The sequence below is a fragment of the Flavobacterium gilvum genome (genome assembly GCF_001761465.1).
Taxonomy (GTDB): Bacteria; Bacteroidota; Bacteroidia; order Flavobacteriales; family Flavobacteriaceae; genus Flavobacterium; species Flavobacterium gilvum.
Genome location: NZ_CP017479.1, coordinates 4,357,087 through 4,375,771 on the forward strand (window position 1 = coordinate 4,357,087; position 18,685 = coordinate 4,375,771).

General features: G+C 36.1%; 11 protein-coding genes and 1 tRNA gene. 3 read left to right on the forward strand and 9 right to left on the reverse strand.

What is annotated here, in order from left to right; translation table 11 throughout:
* Nucleotides 1-121: 121 nt before the first annotated feature.
* Nucleotides 122-682: a YqgE/AlgH family protein gene (locus EM308_RS17675; RefSeq protein WP_035637632.1), complete on the forward strand. Its 561-nt coding sequence runs from the start codon at nt 122-124 to the stop codon at nt 680-682.
* Here the strand turns inward: EM308_RS17675 and EM308_RS17680 are convergent.
* Nucleotides 674-1,513, reverse strand: coding sequence for an aminotransferase class IV (locus EM308_RS17680; RefSeq protein ID WP_035637630.1), 840 nt, complete (start codon nt 1,511-1,513; stop codon nt 674-676). The two genes, EM308_RS17675 and EM308_RS17680, sit on opposite strands and share 9 nt — an antisense overlap.
* A gap of 67 nt (nt 1,514-1,580) precedes the next feature.
* A complete protein-coding gene (locus tag EM308_RS17685; RefSeq protein WP_035637627.1) occupies nt 1,581-1,973 on the reverse strand; it encodes an START-like domain-containing protein in 393 nt (130 codons plus the stop codon).
* A gap of 153 nt (nt 1,974-2,126) precedes the next feature.
* Here EM308_RS17685 and EM308_RS17690 point away from each other — a divergent pair.
* A tRNA-Met gene (locus EM308_RS17690) sits at nt 2,127-2,200 on the forward strand.
* 177 nt (nt 2,201-2,377) lie between these two features.
* Here EM308_RS17690 and EM308_RS18435 read toward each other — a convergent pair.
* A complete protein-coding gene (locus tag EM308_RS18435; RefSeq protein ID WP_081907296.1) occupies nt 2,378-2,539 on the reverse strand; it encodes a DUF4372 domain-containing protein in 162 nt (53 codons plus the stop codon).
* A gap of 147 nt (nt 2,540-2,686) precedes the next feature.
* On the opposite strand from EM308_RS18435, the gene EM308_RS17695 reads away from it, so the two are divergent.
* A complete protein-coding gene (locus tag EM308_RS17695) occupies nt 2,687-5,407 on the forward strand; it encodes a glycoside hydrolase family 2 TIM barrel-domain containing protein (protein WP_083273913.1) in 2,721 nt (906 codons plus the stop codon).
* Between the two features lie 325 nt (nt 5,408-5,732).
* Here the strand turns inward: EM308_RS17695 and EM308_RS17700 are convergent, their stop codons facing one another.
* From EM308_RS17700 to EM308_RS17725, 6 genes are all read right to left on the reverse strand, one after another.
* Complete coding sequence (locus tag EM308_RS17700; protein WP_035635545.1) at nt 5,733-8,135, reverse strand: DUF5703 domain-containing protein; 2,403 nt, start codon at nt 8,133-8,135, stop codon at nt 5,733-5,735.
* A gap of 102 nt (nt 8,136-8,237) precedes the next feature.
* A complete protein-coding gene (locus EM308_RS17705; RefSeq protein ID WP_035635543.1) occupies nt 8,238-9,284 on the reverse strand; it encodes a LacI family DNA-binding transcriptional regulator in 1,047 nt (348 codons plus the stop codon).
* A gap of 215 nt (nt 9,285-9,499) precedes the next feature.
* Nucleotides 9,500-11,017: an alpha-L-fucosidase gene (locus EM308_RS17710; RefSeq protein WP_035635541.1), complete on the reverse strand. Its 1,518-nt coding sequence runs from the start codon at nt 11,015-11,017 to the stop codon at nt 9,500-9,502.
* Nucleotides 11,018-11,633: 616 nt separating this feature from the next.
* Nucleotides 11,634-13,061 (reverse strand): sialate O-acetylesterase, encoded by a 1,428-nt coding sequence (locus EM308_RS17715; RefSeq protein ID WP_035635539.1) that lies wholly within the window; start codon nt 13,059-13,061, stop codon nt 11,634-11,636.
* 727 nt (nt 13,062-13,788) lie between these two features.
* A complete protein-coding gene (locus EM308_RS17720) occupies nt 13,789-15,366 on the reverse strand; it encodes a SusD/RagB family nutrient-binding outer membrane lipoprotein (RefSeq protein ID WP_035635537.1) in 1,578 nt (525 codons plus the stop codon).
* A 12-nt stretch (nt 15,367-15,378) separates the two neighbouring features.
* Nucleotides 15,379-18,495 (reverse strand): SusC/RagA family TonB-linked outer membrane protein, encoded by a 3,117-nt coding sequence (locus EM308_RS17725; protein ID WP_081907237.1) that lies wholly within the window; start codon nt 18,493-18,495, stop codon nt 15,379-15,381.
* Nucleotides 18,496-18,685: the final 190 nt, after the last annotated feature.

The following is an 18,685-nucleotide window of genomic DNA, read 5'->3' on the forward strand; positions in this document are numbered from 1 at the left end:
TATCGAAAAATATAATTAACCTTCCTATTGGAGGGTTTTTTTATGCTTTTAAACGAATAAACTCCGAAACTCTTTGTGTTTGTATTTAAATTTTCATAAATTTAATTAAAAATATAGCCTTATGATTTCAGAAAAATTAAAAAAAGGATATTTACTTATAGCCGAACCATCCATAATTGGAGACTTATCGTTTAATCGATCCGTAATTCTTTTGGCCGATCATAACGAAGATGGCTCGGTAGGCTTTATCATGAACAAACCATTGAAATATACCATCAATGATTTGATTCCTGAAATAAATGCCAATTTCAAAATCTTTAATGGTGGCCCCGTAGAACAGGACAACCTTTATTTTATTCACAACATCCCCGATTTAATTCCCAACAGTATCGAAATATCGAGTGGCATTTATTGGGGTGGCGATTTTGAATCCACCAAAGACCTTATCAATAGAGGGAAAATCAAGAAAGAAAACATTCGTTTCTTTTTAGGATATACCGGATGGGAAGAACACCAACTTGAAAAAGAAATGGAAGCCAATTCGTGGATTATCACCAAAAACAATTATGAGAATAAAATCATTGGGAGACCAACGGCTCATTTCTGGAAAGAACAAATCATAGAATTGGGAGGCGAATACCTTATCTGGTCCAACGCCCCCGAAAACCCCTATTTAAACTAAATTCAAAGACTCATTCAATTTTGCAACCAAAGTTTTGGAAACCTCAATCGAGAATTCTTTTTTCCTGTACTTTGTAATCGGTTGCACACCTTTAATAACATTTGTCAGAAACAATTCATCTGCTTTTTGAAGATCAAAAGGAGAAATAATAGCTTCAACCACTTCAATGCCATCTATTTTTTTAGCCAAAGCTAAAATTTGTTTTCTCATGACACCATTCAAACAACCTTCGGAAACAGGAGGAGTAATTAATTGATTCCCTGTCAGCATAAAAATATTAGCTTGCAATGCTTCGACAACATTTTTACTGTCATTTAATAAAATACAATTATCCAGACCATTCTCGTGAGCATAAACACTTCCCGTTACATTTATTAAACGGTTTGTCGTTTTTATCGAGGACAACAATTGCTTTGTGATATAAAAATCCTTAAACAAATCGACTTCATATTCAGCTTCATTAAGAATATAAACATCTTTTTCAAGCTGACTAGCCTGTATCAAAAAAGAAACAGTATTATTTTGTGGTAAATAATATCCTCCGTCATTTCTATAAACTGTAATTCGAGCTCTTGAAGACGATTCTAATCCATCTTTTTTAACCAAATCAAGAATTTGATCTTCCAAGTATTCCATCGTAAAATCCATTGGAATTTCCATTCGGATGACACGCATCGAAGACATCAACCTAAAATAATGATCTTCAAAAAACAAGATTTTCCCGTTTACAATTTTCACAGTTTCAAAAACTGCGTCTCCATACAAAAACCCTCGATTCTGAACCAACATATTTGTATCTTCAGACACCAATGTACCATTAAAATTTACCATACTGTATATAAAAAAAAGTCACGCCAAAAAAGGCGTGACAAATATAAGTCATAATATACAAATCTTACTATACAGAACCGATAACATGTTTCAAATCCGAAATTTGGTTTTCCCACAACTGAGTTGCTTCTTCAATTTCATCTTTTCGGGCAAAATCTACCACCATCAAAGAAACGTCTTTAGTCAATTCATCTTCTAAGATATTCAATTCAAAAAAATACTCAGTATCCTTATTATTCTCATCAACCCATCTGAACTTTACTTTCTCACCCGATTTTTTAGAAGCCAGCCTAGCTCTCTCCTGCGAATCATTCCAAATAAAAGTAAAAAATTCACCTCGCGAATTTACATTGTCAGCAAACCACTCCGACAAACCTGAAGGAGTCGAAATATATTGGTACAATAATTGGGGAGAGGAATTTATAGGGAATTCTATTTCGTAACGCACTTTTAAATCCATGAATTTTGTCTAATTTTTTCGAAATATATAGATTATTACTTCAATAAAAAAACGTTTTGAAAAAAAATTTTTTTTTGTTGTTTTTCGTTTGCAAACTATAATTATTGTTTTATATTTGCACCCGCATTCAGGGACAGGATTTGTCTCAAATATGGCGAGGTAGCTCAGTCGGTTAGAGCGCAGGATTCATAACCCTGAGGTCACGGGTTCAACTCCCGTCTTCGCTACAAAAGGTAAGCCCTAACTAATCAAACAGTTAGGGCTTTTTTATTGGTTTTTCAAGGGCGTACTGAAAGGGAAAACCATATTTTTTTTTCAAACTTTTCTTAAAAATACATTTTAATCTTTAAGTCTCCTTTCTCATAAACAAACCAAGCATTCCTTCTGAAACTTTACCTAAAAAACTACACTTTACCAAGTCGCAAAAAAACCATGCTAGACCAGCAGTTTTGATTTTTAAATCGCTTAACATATCTACTCCAATCATCCTGCTTTACAACGTCTTTTATCGTCGAATCATCAATTAAAGAAATTAGCTGTATGCAAACAGATTTAGTCGAAAATATCTATTTTTGCTCAACTCTTTTTTAATATTACAAAAGTACATTTAACAACAGGCGATGAAAATGTAACACAAATTATTTCCAATGAAATTCCAATAGTTCTCTCGTTAGACAACTTTTGCACATTATTCTAAGTTCAATCACAATACTATGAAAACAGAATTAACAAGTCTTCTCTACCATTACATATCAGCATATTCCCGAGAGAAATCTTTAATTAGACTATCCTTATTCCTAATATTCAGTTTTTTTTCTGTAACCGTTTTTGCTCAAGGCAACCGGTCAATACAAACGCTAAACGCCGGATGGAAATTTCATAAAAGTAATACCTCAGAACTGCAGGCTGTACTTCGTGAAAAGGAAGATTGGGAACAAGTAAATCTTCCACACTGTTTTAATGCCGAAGATGGTGAAGATGAAAAATATGGTTATTACAGAGGCGGTGCTTGGTATTTTAAAGAAATTTCTATTGACTCTTCTTACCAAAACCAGCGAGTATTCATGTATTTTGAAGCAGCCAATCAGGTTTGTGAATTATTTGTAAATGGTGTTTCAGCTGGAAAACATATAGGCGGATACACTTCATTTTGTTTCGAAATTACTTCACTTCTAAAATTAGGTGCAAAAAATGTCATAACTGTGCGGGTAGATAATAGTCATAATGAGAATATTCCTCCTTTAGATGCTGATTTCTCATTTATGGGAGGCCTCTACCGGGATGTTTACCTGATTACAACTAATAACGTTCATTTCGACTTGCTCAATAATGGCTCTAATGGAGTTTTCATCGAAACACCGACAGTGACAGAACAAACCGCAACAGTGCGGCTTCGTGCTACAATAAAAAACGACGGAAAAGCCAAACAAAAAATACTCCAGTATACCCGCATTACTGATGCTGGCGGCAAAATGATAACGACAAAATCGACTGCAGTTACAATTTTACCAGGTCAAATATATCAGACTGAGCAAAATGGATTTTCGATTCCTAATCCCCATTTATGGAGCCCCGATTCGCCTTATTTGTATACTGTCACGACAGAAATTAGGGATTCGAAAGGACATCTTATTGACCAGATTTCCAATCCACTTGGCTTACGCTGGTATACATTTGATGCGAACAAGGGATTTATCCTGAACGGGAAGCCACTGAAATTAATTGGTGTAAACCGTCATCAATATTATTCACACCAGGGCTTCGCTTTGAGCAACGAACAACATGTTCATGATATTGAACTACTGAAACAAATGGGAGGCAATTGTTTACGGATAGCCCATTACCCGCATGACCCTGCGATACTGGAAGCATGCGACCGTTTAGGTATCATTGCAACAGAGGAAATTCCCATTGTCAATTACATCAATGAAAACAGTAATGATTTCCGTTCTAACTGCTTGAACATGGCCGTAGAGTTGGTACGCAGGGACTACAATCATCCCAGCGTATTTGTTTGGGCCTACATGAACGAAATGCTGAACAATAACAAACCGAAGAAGCCTGAAAATTTGAGACGTTTAAACAAATTGGCTATTTCAATTGACAGTATACTTCACAAAGAAGACAAAAACCGTTTTACGATGATTCCGAATGCTGAATGGTTCGAAGGATATCGTGATGCTGGCCTGATTGATTTACCTCAAATTTGTGGATGGAATATTTATGAAGGCTGGTATGGGGAAAAGCTCAGTGACTTTGAACAATTCATGGATACATTTCATAAAAAATACCCAAATAAGCCGGTAATGATAACAGAATATGGTGCAGGCGCCGACCCCCGGGTACGCAGCTTCGCACCTGAGCGATTCGACTTCTCAATGGAGTATCAGAATGCCTATCACGAGCATTATCTCAAAGCTATAATGGAGCGGCCATATATTGCTGGTGCGTTTGCATGGGCATTTGTCGATTTTTTTGCGGAACCGAGAGTGGATGCCACACCACATGTAAATAATAAAGGCCTAATAACCTTAGACCGTGAGCTCAAAGATTCTTACTTTTTATACCAAGCTTATTTACAAAAATCTCCTATGGTATCGATTGCTTCCAAGGGCTGGGAGCAAAGGGAGGGCAGTGCTGCCAGCATGGAAGAAGATTTCTGTAAACAGCCTGTAACCATCTATTCGAATCAACAGGAAATTGAGTTGTTTCTCCAAGGAAAGTCATTAGGTAAAAAAACAGTTGTTGATAATAAAGCTGTTTTTGAAGTGCCTTTTGCGAATGGTAGCAACCTCCTTGAGGCGGTTTGTAAAATCGGTAGCAATGTGATAAAAGATGTAGCAACCATTCAATTTAGACTTTGGGATTTTCCGTTGAACAAACATCCGGAATCGTTTCCTTCCATACATGTAAATGCCGGCTCAAATTATTCCTATTACGACAAAAAGAATCATTGCACATGGATGGTTGACCAGCCATACAGCAGAGGAAGCTGGGGTTATACTTCGGGTAAAAGATACCGTGCAGGCAGTCGGCCGGCATCCCAGCGTGAAATCAGCTGTACAGCGGATGAGCCTTTATATCAAACACAACAAATTGATCCCGGCTCCTACCGTTTTGATGTTCCAGATGGTACATATGAAGTGAGCCTTTATTTTGCAGAACTCTTATCGGAGGCCCAAATGCAGAAATCATTATATAACCTAACAGCAGATGCAACCGTTGATAAAGCAGTGAAAAGAATTTTTAATGTAGATATCAATGGCTATCCCTTTCTTCGAAATTTAAATCTGAAAGAACAATATGGCGAAGCAGTGGCAGTACCCTTTAAGTACATCATTGACATAAGAGATAGCGAAGGGATTGAAATTAAATTCAGTGCTTTGGCTGGTGTACCTGTAATCAATGCTTTATCAGTTGTAAGAATAAAATAGGCGCATTCAGAATAAAATAAGTTATTATAACATTTAAAAATATAAAATAATCCAATCTTTATCCTCTCTCCTTTGGAGAGGGTTGGGGTGAGGTTAAACAAAAAAGACTATTTTATATTTCTAATTGGTATAAACAATAATATGACGCCTTACCACCGATTGCACCTTTTTGGAATATTCATTTGGAAGAAAGCCAAAACAATTCATTGATACAATTCCTAAAACAGCTAAAAACTTTATATTCATTTTTTCATTTAATCATTAAAATCAACTATTTTTCTAGACTAATATGAATTTACATATTAGAAGATAAGCAAAATATCAATTACCGAAATCCCTCTGCAATTATCACATCCTTTTCTCTAGATTTCGGACTAACATTCAATGAAACAATTTTTCCTTTACGCACAGATACTTCAACAATAGTATTTTGTGGAGCACAAAGTTTAAAATCAACATCCCATTCTTTTGGCCATGCTGGCAATAAGTAAATTTTGTCATCACCATATGGGTCTGCAGCCATCAACATTTCCTGCACTCCGACAAGACCAGCCCCACCCCAGTTATGATCGGGCAACCAATCGTGACCCGGCCCGAAGAATGCAGAAAAACGTGCTTGTGGTGCAACCATATTTGACAACTTATATATAGCTCTTTTTTTTGCTTCGTCTGGCCATCCCAAGGCGGCCATATTGGCTACATTTGCCATCCATGAGTAATCCTGTTTGCAGAATTTAGCTCTATTTTCAGGTATCGTCAACCATGTATCCCTGGCAAGGGAAAGTGTTGATGGTTTTGTTACCCCAACCATGCGGTAAGGCCAATAAGCATACATTTCAATGGGCTCCCACATATTATATTCCTTTTCCCAACTCACCGCAGGTAAAAGCGATCTTTTGCCATCCCTGATACCCTCCGGTAATGGAGGTAACGAAGCTTGTATACGAAGCAATTCTTTTTTGTCAGCAGCATTTATTTCGGAAAGGGTAATCAAAGCATCTGTTATACGGATAAGACCACTTACTACTTCAATAGGATTGGTAGCTCCCTCTAGAAATTCCAGTCCACATGAAGGATAAATAACAAGTTTCCCGCTATCGTTTAATTCCTGTCCTGTCCTTTTTTTATACTCTTGTCTATAAAAACTATCATAAAAAAGCACTACCCCTTTAATCCAGTTTAAATCATCTTTAATTGGAATACCCAATTGGTTATGTGCTTGTAATGCCATCCATGCATGTTCTAACATCATTGAGAAATGGTATCTCAAATGTGGGGCTGTCGTTAAACCATCAGGTCCCGGAGCAACCCCCGAACTGCACAATCCCCAGATATCAAGTGGCTCTGGATAAACTACTCCAGCAGCATTAATTGTTTTTGCGCGGGCAGCCGCAGTTTTTGAACGATCACGGTAAAAAGAGATAGAAGGCGATAACAAATCGATATCGCCATTTACAATTGCAGGCCAACCAAGCCAACGCTGATTTTGCGACATAAAAGAACAAAACATCCATCTGCGAAAATCCGGAGTGCTTTCTCCTTTTTGATAAATGGGCAAGTCACCTCCATTATTACCTGTAATTCCTCCAGGAAAATTATCTACAGTAAATATACCCCCATTGAAAAGCAACGGCAATTCACCATCCCTGTTGCAGGCAAGCATATAGCGAAACAACTGATAATTGCGACCAATAACAAAAGCGGTATCCTTTAAGGTTTTATTTGGATTAATAACTACATGCGAACGATTCCAAAATTGTTTCCAGTATTTCAATTCGAGTTCCCTCGCCTTTGTTCGACTAGGCGCTGACAATAACGAACTTGCCTGTTGCTCCCATTGCTTTGTATTTGAATTAAGGCTTCCCCCCAAATGCAGTGTTACCACATGTTTCTTGCTTTTTATACTTGTATAGTGCCATGCTTTACCCTTCCAATTTTGCCATTGTACCTCCTCTGGTAATGGCATCCCGACAGCATTATCCAAACACAGAATTCCTCCAAAAATTCTTTTTGTAGTTGCGTCGTTAACTGCATTGGCAGGAATACCCTGCAAGCCAGCCTTCTTTATAATATCAACAGAAAAATCTTCATTTCGGTGATAAAAGAGCAAGGACTTTCTTAGTGGTACAATATTGTCTGCAGTAACCGTAGTAAAGCGATTCATATCTAAACGCAAACTATCCTTTTGTTTTTCACGCCAGCTTCCGTATGCCACTTTCATAGTAATAGGTTGGTTTGCCGATGCCTCGTAAATAAGAGTTTCACCCGCAAACCATAATGACATCTTGAAATCACCCTGCAAAATTCGAATAGTACCAGTTTCAATATCAAGAATTTGCTTAAAACCAGGTTTACCAAGATGAATTTCCTGTGGTGTTATACGAAGGCATCCTAGTTTTAAAAGCCTGCCCTGTTCGTCATAAGCACCATTATGTGAAAGATAAACCCATACCGAATTATCCTGCACCCATACATTTGCACCGGCTCCCTTTCTTCCAGATAAAGGCATAGAACCTAAAGCATTTTTCGATGGTGTTTCCCAAACTACCTGATACGATTTTGGAAGCACACTTTGTGATTTTAATTGAGCACTATAACAACTGAATAAAATAAGGGCTATAAATTGAACTCTTACAAAAGTACCTCCCCCACGTATTATTCTATTTTTTGTTAGTTTAACATATATTAATTTTAGGTTCATTTTTTCATGCAGTATTATCCAGTTCATTATTTATTATAAAGACAAAATCAAAAAATACAATTGCCAACAATCAATTCACAAAACAAAAAAATATGGTTTCTAAAGTACTTTTATTCAAAAATGGAAACATCAAACACTTAAATAAATATTCACATTTTCAGAATTAATAATATCTATCGGCAAAAACGTTTCAACAGGTATATTTTTTTCAAAAAGCAAATATTCCGCTATTGTATTTACACAAAGATAAGCCTGTTGTTTCAGGTTTTGGTGGATTAAAAAATCTATAGCCTTGTTTTTTAAATACTTAACATTTTCCTCCAGTAAATCGTAACCTATAACAACTATTTTTCGGTCAATTATACTTTGTATTACCTCAACAACTTGATAAGCATTTGATGTCGTTATAAATACTCCAGCCAAATTTTTATGATTCTTTAAAAACACACTTAATTCATTTTCAAAGTCGAGTTGCTTTAATTTACAGGTTATAATATTATTTTTAAAATGGGTTGACTCTTTAAAATAGTATCTAAAACCATTTTCCTTTTCCTGAATTTGCACATCGTTTTTATCTTTTTGGCCCAGATGAATAACTGCAATATCACCGTCTTTATTTAGAATACTCTCCAATAATCTTGCAGCCACTCTCCCACTTTGATTCAAATCTTGTCCAACAAAATTCTTTAATAATGAAGAATCCATTCTATTATTGAAAGTTGATACCATTATACCTAACACATTATAATTTTCGATTGCAATTAATGCTTCTTTAGGAAATAAAGGAACTAATATAACAGCATCAGGAATTGTGTCTTGTATAGCTAAATTGCCAGCTGAAAAGGATTTGGAATTCTCGGGGTCAAAAAATGACATTTCAATATCTATCCCAAAGGTTTCCATTTCACTAATAACTTTATCAATACCATCAATGCAAGGACTCCAATAGACATCTTTTTTGGGATCAGGAATTAAAACACAAATACGATAAACTTTGTTGTTTCTTAAATTACGAGCAATTAAGTTGGGTTGATAATTAATTTCATCCAACAACTTATTTACTTTTTCAAAAGCAACTTGAGAAACATAACCACGCTTATGGATAACTCTATCAACGGTCCCTGTGGAGACTCCTGCCATCTCAGCAATATCACGAATGGTATGTTTTTTTTGCATATCAACTATTTTTTTAAGGCAAATTACAAGCTCCCCAATTTTAGTCCCAAAAAAGGAAGAGACAATATGAAAACCTCGATTTCTGTGTACGGAACTCCTTATGTTGTCCAGGTTAGTTCAAACTTTCCGTTTGCTACTTATTACATTTAGCTCTACAAATTTCTACCTCTACTTTTCCTGAAAGTCAAAACATCGTCATTCATGAATATCCTCCTTTATTTTAATTCTACGTCAATTACATCTGGTAAAGAAGTTCTTAAAAAAGCCGGCACATAAATAATCATTTCATTTTGTTGAACCGCATATCTAAGTTTTGTTCTACTACCAGATAATCGCACAGCTTTGACTGTCCCATTTGTTTTAAAAATTACTTTTTTGTCCTTATGTAATTCCTTTTCTTCTGACAGTAAGAAAAGATACCTATGGTTTGCATTCATAGTTGCTGGAACTGAAGCTTTTTCTGTTCCCGAAATAGCCTTCGCACCTACGATTGACTTAGCATTTACCTTCATCCATGCAGAAATTTCTCCTAAACTTTTATACATAGCAGGGCTAAAATCCCCCTCTTTGTCAGGCCCGAAATTTAATAGTGAATTGGTGTTAAGTACTCTGGCCTTTATCATATTATTTAACACATGGGCTGTTGATTTCAACGGAACCTTTGTGTACCCCCAAGTCTCATCTGTAGCAATGGTAGTACAAAATTCTGCCCAGCCATCTTGCATTTCAGTTGGAATGTTTTTATCGCTTTCATACGTTTTATAATCACCAACACCATACAATCTAGGTGTTATCAAAATTCCCGGCTGTAATTGACGAATTCGATCCATTGAGATACATTTATCCCAAGCTGGATTGTCTTTGGGAATTACAGTAACACCATCTGTGTCTAACCATAGCACATCTATTTTACCATAATTGATTAATAGCTCTTCTATTTGTCCTTTTATAAACTGAGCTACTTCATTATAATGTGCCTGTTTTTCTTCGTTTGTTTTTATTGCAGTCCTTGGTTTTAGGTCTCTGTCTAAGGCAGGAATGTTATGATAATCACGTGCTACACCGTAATACATAAAGTTTTGAAAATCGCCATCAAAATACCAATCAGGAGGAGAAAAATATAATCCTACCTTTAGACCATATTTTCTACAGGCATTTACGTATTCTTTCACAAAATCTCTTCCCCCCAAATAATTTTTAGTATTAAAATTTCCATACGCACTAGGCCACATCGCGAACCCATCATGATGTTTTGCGGTAAAAACAGCATAAGTCATTCCTGCATCTTTTGCTGCTTTAACCCATTTTTCAGGATCACAATTTTTAGGATTAAAATCTTTCGCTAATGCAAAATACTCATTAGGGGTAATACAATTGTTTTTACTTTCGCATTCATGACCGGCAATGTAATTACCGGAATCCATTATCTTTTTTACCTCCTCATCGCTCAATTTAGGGTTACGCCAACCAATCTGAGTTCCCGCTCGCATAGGCCAGGAAAGATCAAGTTCATTCACAGATGAAATTCCCCAATGAATAAACATTCCGATTCCTGCATCGGGAAACCACTGTGATCCCGGATTTGTATTATGTTGATAGGTATAATTTTTGTTTTGAGGTGTAGGGTCCAAATTGACAGACTTGACTTTATTTGTCTGTGCAAACATATAATGCGTGCAGCAAATAATAGCCAAACAAACTATGCACTTATAAAACGAATTTTTATTGCTCATTTTTAACTTTTTATTATTTTTTTCTATTCTACCCGTTTCAATAATCTGTTAAAAAAAAACTAGCATAATTCTATTTACACCTCTTTCACATTTACCAACAACGGCTATTTTATTCATTCTAGAAATTATTCAAACACTCATATCATTGAGCAGTATTTGTAATTTCACAGCTTTTTATTCTCATTTTACTATAATTTTATATCATTTCTTAAATTCCATTTCGATATCTGCACATTGCTGTTCTACTTCAGGTAAAGCAAGCCCTGCATTCATTCCATAACAGGCAAACACGAAGTCGGTCTTTAATTTTTTTAAAATACGATCCAGACGCACCCGCAAATCGGGCTGGAGAAATTTACCTCAACCCGCATGATTAGGCTCCGACAAGCGAGAAACAGTTTCGCTGGACAGGCCTATATTAATTATTTCAAAATATCTTTCAGAATATTAAAGATGAAGGCAAGTATCTATTCAGGTTACACAATAACCCGGATAAGTAATACTATTGCCTATAAAAACATTTTTTTTTGACGAAAGAAAGATGTAACGTCCGGTTTTACTTTTACCAAAAGCCCTATTTTATAAACAATTATTTTAAGGTTAGATTACTTGATTATTACCAATCATCAGTTCTAAAACTGCTGGCAGGAAATCCTTCGGTGTTAAACAAATCACCCATGACAAAATCTTTAAAAGCATAACGCACTGCTACCGGGTTGGAAACCTCTGGAGCTGATACCTGTAACTTTCCTTGTGAGATTACTGCTTTTGCTGGATAAAAAACTTTATCGGCTCCTGCAATTTCAAAATAGCTTAAAGGCTTTCCATAAGAAGTTAAACCGTTTGTCGTATTACTAAATTGGACAGTAGCCACATTCCCTGCAAAACTCACTGATTCATACATAGGCGAGGCATAAGGAAATCCTTTAAGACCATAGGTTTGGGCCAATGCCATATACCCCAATCTCTTGCCCACCGTTTCCTTATCCCAAGGATGAATGAAGTTTTCACTGCCAATATCCATTGTCACGGCCATACCACTGTTGGGGATTACTGCCAATGCTTTTCTCTGTGCATCTCTCAAATAAGCTGAATTGAGATTTGGAGATTTAATACCATAATTAAATGGTGCGATTTGCACATAATAAAAAGGAAGATTATTATCGTTCGATTTTGTTCTCAGCATTTTCACAAAAGCAGGAAACAAGGTTTCATATTGTTTCGGCTTTGCGGAATTGCTTTCTCCCTGATACCAGATACAGCCTTTGATGGTATAACCCAGAAAAAGATGCATCATACCGTTGTACACCGTTGTTGCATTCCCATTATTGATCTTTTGCGTAGTATCTGTTTTAGAAGGAAAAGAGGTGATTTCTGGAAATGGCTTCAATGCTTCTTCATCCATAAAACCTTCTACCGGAGTACCACCATAACTGTTACACACAAGACCAATTGGCACTTTTAACTTGGCATACAATAATCTTCCAAAGTAATAGGCTGCGGCACTGAAATTGGAAACCGATTCGGGTTCAGCTTCATTCCATATCGCTTTAACAGAGTTATCCTGAGCCTCTCTCTCAACTGCTCTTGGCACAGTATACAACCTAATTTTATCATTGGCAGCATCAAAAACAGCATCGCTGGCGCCAAGAATAGGTTGATCCTTGTAGCCCTTCATTTGCATCTCCATATTGCTTTGTCCACTACAAAGCCAAACTTCGCCTATCAAAACATTTTTAATAATAACGCTGTTGTTGGGTTCACTTATTTTTATTTCAAAAGGACCTCCCGCCACTGGAGTGGTAACATTTGCTTTCCACTTTCCGTTTGAATCGGCAGTGACCGTAATCTGCTTTTTATTCCAGGATGTGGCAAGGTTTACTTTAGCTCCTGCTGTACTCCAACCCCAAATCAACGGATGCGATTGTTGCTGTAATACCATATTGTCCGAAAATAAATAGGGAAGCTTGATGGCACCAAAAGCCTTAACCCCAAAAAAAGCAGCAAAAATTAGACAAATAATTGCTCGTTTATGTATTTTCATTGTTTCTTTTTTTATTTGCTCTTGAATTCATTTATTGATTTAAATACCTGAAATACAATTAAACATACTAATTCAGGTTTTTTTTAAAAATATGATTGGTATTTTTTTCTTCACGCCACCAGCACATCGATTCATCAAGCTGCCTTCGGCAACGTCAAGCAATTAATATCTTAGTCGGTTCGGATTAATAGCATGTTTCCTAATAGAGGTAAAAACTCGCTGAGTGCAATTAAATTTAGTTATTAAAACGTGTATTTATATAGTTAAGTCTTATCGATTTTATCATTTTAAAGAACGACAAATCGCATCTTGTCAATTTTTTATGTGATACCGCTCTCGTCCCAAAAGACGAGATGGAATGAACAAATAGCATTTTTTTATTTTCTAAATAATTACACCCAACGGGTTAACCAAAAAACAAAACCAAAAACATACCAAAAACAGATTTTTATTTTTTCACACAAGTGACATATGTAACTTTTGATAAACTAAAAATCTATGCTCCTATGTATTCGATTTATGTCTCCCTCATACTATACATACCTTTTTTGATAACACAATAATGCTTTCAAAAAATAACAATCAGCATACGTAAGCGGAACATCAAATTCATCATTATGCGTAATCAAATCTACACTGTGCATCAACTGAGAACCACAATTAGTTCCCAGTTGCGCTCAGTATTTAGATTCCTAAAATGAAGTCAAAATGGTTTTTAGAACATCAACTACGGGTTCCACCAAAGTTTGGTACTAGATTTGTCCGGACCTCCTAATTTACTAATTCCTGAAGCCAAACCTCCTGCATTTACAGCAGCTTCAATAGCAGGATAAGGTAATCTTCGTATACTCAACGGATCTGATGCCGGAGAGTCTAAATTATCCGAATTTAATCGAGGATAAAGCTTAGGGAATCCAGTACGTCGAACTTCTGACCATGCTTCAGAACTGTATGGAAATATGGCAAGCCATTTTTGAGTACCAATCTGTTCACGCTGTTTATCCGGTGTTGCTGCAAATGCTACAGGAATATCTGTCATTGCAGGAGTGTTATAGCTGTCATTCAATGCTATTGGCGTACTTGTACCAGCTAAATAAGTTGTAACTTCAGCTCCAGTAATACTCCATTGATTAAGCGATGCCGTAATACCTGCATTATAAAAAGAAGCTGCTGTTCCTCCCATATTCCAACCGTTTAGTGCTCCTTCAGCAAGTAAAAAATAAGTTTCTGCAGCTGTAAATATTGTCCATGGTGTTTTACCCTCATTGTCTTTTGCTGCAGTAACAGAATTACTTACATTAGTGGCATTAATTCCAGAAGTAACATTGATTGAGTTTGTCGGATCAGCCATTTGAGTTACCGTCATTCCATTACGTACTCCTTTATAAGCACCTCCATTTAAGGCTGGTGCAAAGAATTTTGGAAGGCGGGGATCGTTAAAGCCTTTTAATACACTCTCCATAGACGAACTCATTCTAAACTCCCCCAAGTTTGCGTAGCCTCCCAATGGATTTGTATATATCGGAGAAACTGAAACATTGGCATTATCTGCGTTAGAAATAAGTAAACCTCCAGGAGCTGCAACTGCTGCTTCAGCTTCTGCTTTGGCCAGAGCCGGATCTTTCTTTGAAATACGCATTGCAACTCTCAAACGCATAGAGTTACCAAACTTTAACCATTTTGCTGGACTTCCTCCATAAATTATATCTCCTTTTTCGAAAAATTTCCCCGTACCATTATAAGCACTTAAAACTGCAGTGGCCTCTTTTAGGGTCTTTAAAAAATCTTTATAAATATCCTCTTGGCTGTCATATAGCACTTCTTTTTTTCCATTACCCGCTTGAAAATAAGGTATCGCTCCCCAGTTGTCAGTGATAGGCAGGTACATACTGACTCTATAGATTTTGGCTATTGCGTATTTCATTGGATCCTGCAATTTACCCCCTGGTTTTGTGTACTCAAGTACAACGTCCATCTGTGGACTTGCAGCGGCATAAAAAAAGTTCCATGCTGCATTTAACCAGTTCGCAACCATTACATTTCTATCAGATGCAAAGTTTTTTTGCGTTGTCGCAAAATATTGTGCCTGCAAATCTGAAAAGAGCCCGGGACCTAATTGATACTGACCCGCATACGAATATATCCCTCGATTTTCAGCAGCAGAGAAAGAATATTCTAACGATGCAACATCTAACCCAACAAGTTTTGTTTTATCTGTGTTAAGTTCTTCAAAGTCCTTTGTACAGGAAACAAAAAGGCTTGTAATAACCAAAAAGACAATGGTTTTTTTTATTGTTTTTTTCATGATGTTTATTTTTTAAAAACTTAAATTAAGATTTACTCCAAATGAACGGCTTACTGGAGGAGCAAAAGATTCTAGTCCTACAGAACTGTTTGCATTACCTGCCAATACTTCAGGATCAAATCCTTTGGCATTGTTTTTAATAAAAAACAGGTTTCTGCCCGAAAATGATAAATTAGCACTTTGAATAGGTGTTTTCGAAAAAAATGACTTTGGAACATCCCAACCTAAAACTACTTCGCGCAAACGAACATTGGTAGCACTATAAGTAAACACTTCTCCTGTAGGAGCATTTCTTCCTCCAAGTTTTGTCCAATATTGTTCTGCTGTAATCGATTTGTTGTTTTTTGTACCATCAGCAAAAACACCATCAACAACAAATCCACCACGTCCTTCCAAAGTTTCAGCTGCTAGACCATCTCCATAATTATTAGCATTTGTGTATGAAGATACCACTCCACCGATACGCGCACTCACAAGAAAACTTAAATAAAAATCTTTGTACGCAACTTTATTCATAACGCTTCCTGTCCATTTTGGTCTGGTATTACCTACATACACACTTTGAGCAGAAGTGGTAGTTGGCAAACCATTGGCATCCACAATAATATTTCCTGATGCATCACGAACAAACCCTCGTGTGTACAATTCTCCATACGGTTTTCCTTTAATAACTTTTACGGTATTCATAAAATCACTTCCTAAAACAAACTCATTTAAAGTAGGTGAAATCTCAATCACTTTATTCTTGGTTTCAGCATAATTCACCGTTAAATCCCATTTTAAGTCATTTGTTTTTATTATTTTACCATTTACAGTAAATTCGATACCTTTATTTTGAACATTACCCGCATTGATATATTGTGCTCCCCAACCTGATGCAGCTGGCATAGTTAATTGCACTAATTGGTTTTTAGAATTTCCATTAAACCAAGTAAATTCAACACCAATTCGGTTGTCTAAAACACGTAAATCGATACCGGCTTCTTGGGATGTTGTAATTTCTGGTTTTAATCCATCAATTGGTAGTAGTCCATCACGGAAGACAAATAATCCACTTGGAGGTACTCCAACTCCACTAGTATAAGTTTGACTTAGAATATACGGAGGGGCATCATTACCTGTTTGAGCAATCGAACCTCTTATTTTTGCAAAACTAATAAAGGAAGGCAATTTAAAAGCTTCAGTAAGAATTACATTCAAACCAGCCGAACCAAAGAAATAAGAGTTATTCTCTTTTGGAAGAGTCGAAGACCAATCATTACGAGCAGTTAATGACAGGGTCATAAAGTCTTTATAACCTAGATCTGTTGTTGCATATAAAGATTGTTTTTCTCTTTCACTTAAAGCACGGGAAAAAGTACCTGCGACAGCATTACCTGTTGTAAAAAGATTTTCAATTACTAGTCCGCCATTATTAGTAATTAGGGTTGTAGCTTTGTTTTTTTGAACACCCCCTCCTGCATTGGCAGTGATACTAAAATCATTAATTCTTTTATCAAAATTAAAAAGAAAATCATGATTTAATTCCATAATATCTCTGTGCTCTATTACGTAATTCCCTTTTGGGGCAACAGTATAAGTATCAGTATGAATCTTTATTTCTACATCATCTGTATGTCTGTCCATACCAGTACGGATAGTGAAGTTTAATTCTGGAATAATTTTGTAATTTAAAGCTGCAAATCCTATTATACGATTACGTTCATCAACTGGAGTATAATTATTTTTTCCCCAATATGGATTTTGTCCCCCGTTTGTCCCTGGATTCCAATAGTTTTGACGTATAGAACCCGCAGAATTTACATAAGAATATTTTTGAGCATCTTCTAGCGAAATATTACTAGGCATTCTAAGTATTTGACGGTTAACATTCAAAAAATCTCCTCCAGTGGTCTGGCGATTGTCTATTACTTCATTCAAATAAGTTACCTTGGTATCTAAAGAGATTCTTTGTCCAAACTTGCTGTTCAGCCTTACATTGAAATTGTTTCTTAATAATGTATTGTTATCAACAATTCCTTTGGCATTAGTATTTGTATAAGAGAAATAACCTTGAGTTGTTTCGTTCCCACCATTTAGAGCAAGACTATTTACGAAACTTGTTCCTGGGCTATAGAAATTTTTAATATTGTCTGGGTTTGCAACAAAAGCATAGGTTTTTCCGGCATCTTCTGGCGCATTACTCCATGTTGCCACTTGTCTTCCGTCTAATTTTGGTCCCCAGCCTTGTTCCGAAGATCTGTTGTAAAGACCATTATTTCCCTGACCATATTCATTTTGATAATCTTGCATCAGGTTAGGCATGTCCAGTTGTGAACCGAAAGAATAATTAATTCCAAGACCTTTTTTAGAAGCACCTTTTTTGGTCGTAATAATAACAGCTCCATTTGCAGCTCTACTACCGTAAAGAGCAGTAGCCGAAGCCCCTTTCAAAACGTTTATAGATTCAATATCTTCAGGGTTAACACTTGATATACCATCTCCATACTCGCGTCCCCCACTTGAAGTGGTTCCACCACCACCTGAATTATCAAGAGGAACACCATCGATTACGAATAATGCTTGATTATTTCCGCTAATAGAACGATCGCCACGTAGTGTAACCCTTGTAGAACCGCCAAGTCCAGAAGATCCACGGGTAATCTCAATACCTGCTACTTTACCAGAAAGTGAGTTAGCTACGTTTAATTCTCTGGCTTTGGTGAGATCTTTCACTTCTACAGCTTGAGTAGAATACGTTAAGTTCTTTTTGTTTTTGGTAATCCCCAAAGCGGTTACAACAACATCTTTCAATCCAATACTGGAAGACTGAAGAACAATATGTAATTCTGTTGTATTTCCAACTGTTATCGTTTTATTTTCTAATCCAATAAAACTAAATACTAATTGATCTCCTGTCGCAGCCTGGATTTTAAATTTACCATCTAAGTCCGATTGCGTTCCGTTTCCACTACCATTTATTGCTATAGAAACTCCCGGCAATGGTAACTTTTGTTCATCAGTAATCACACCAGTGACCGTTTTATTTCGTTCCTGCGCAAAAACGGGTGCTACTATCATAAAAACACCAACAAGAAAAAGTTTGAAAACCTTATTAAAAGGTTGGCATTTTAAATTTAAATTATTCATAATTATAAATTTTGGTTTTAGTTATTTATTAAAAAATCGGTTTGGGTTAATAGGTTCGTTTTTTTTTACATAGGTTAATTTTTAAGTTTATTTTTCATTCATTATTATTCTGATTAATTATTTATTAAAAGACCAAATCAAAAAATACAATTGCCAACAATCAATTCACAAAACAATTTTATATGCTCGA

Coding starts and splice junctions, on each gene's coding strand:
- EM308_RS17705 (WP_035635543.1), bottom strand. CDS start 9,284: ATGCAAAAAAAACATACCATTCGTGATATTGCTGAGATGGCAGGAGTC.
- EM308_RS17695 (WP_083273913.1), top strand. CDS start 2,687: ATGAAAACAGAATTAACAAGTCTTCTCTACCATTACATATCAGCATAT.
- EM308_RS17725 (WP_081907237.1), bottom strand. CDS start 18,495: ATGAATAATTTAAATTTAAAATGCCAACCTTTTAATAAGGTTTTCAAA.
- EM308_RS17675 (WP_035637632.1), top strand. CDS start 122: ATGATTTCAGAAAAATTAAAAAAAGGATATTTACTTATAGCCGAACCA.
- EM308_RS17700 (WP_035635545.1), bottom strand. CDS start 8,135: ATGAACTGGATAATACTGCATGAAAAAATGAACCTAAAATTAATATAT.
- EM308_RS17685 (WP_035637627.1), bottom strand. CDS start 1,973: ATGGATTTAAAAGTGCGTTACGAAATAGAATTCCCTATAAATTCCTCT.
- EM308_RS17710 (WP_035635541.1), bottom strand. CDS start 11,017: ATGAGCAATAAAAATTCGTTTTATAAGTGCATAGTTTGTTTGGCTATT.
- EM308_RS17715 (WP_035635539.1), bottom strand. CDS start 13,061: ATGAAAATACATAAACGAGCAATTATTTGTCTAATTTTTGCTGCTTTT.
- EM308_RS17720 (WP_035635537.1), bottom strand. CDS start 15,366: ATGAAAAAAACAATAAAAAAAACCATTGTCTTTTTGGTTATTACAAGC.
- EM308_RS17680 (WP_035637630.1), bottom strand. CDS start 1,513: ATGGTAAATTTTAATGGTACATTGGTGTCTGAAGATACAAATATGTTG.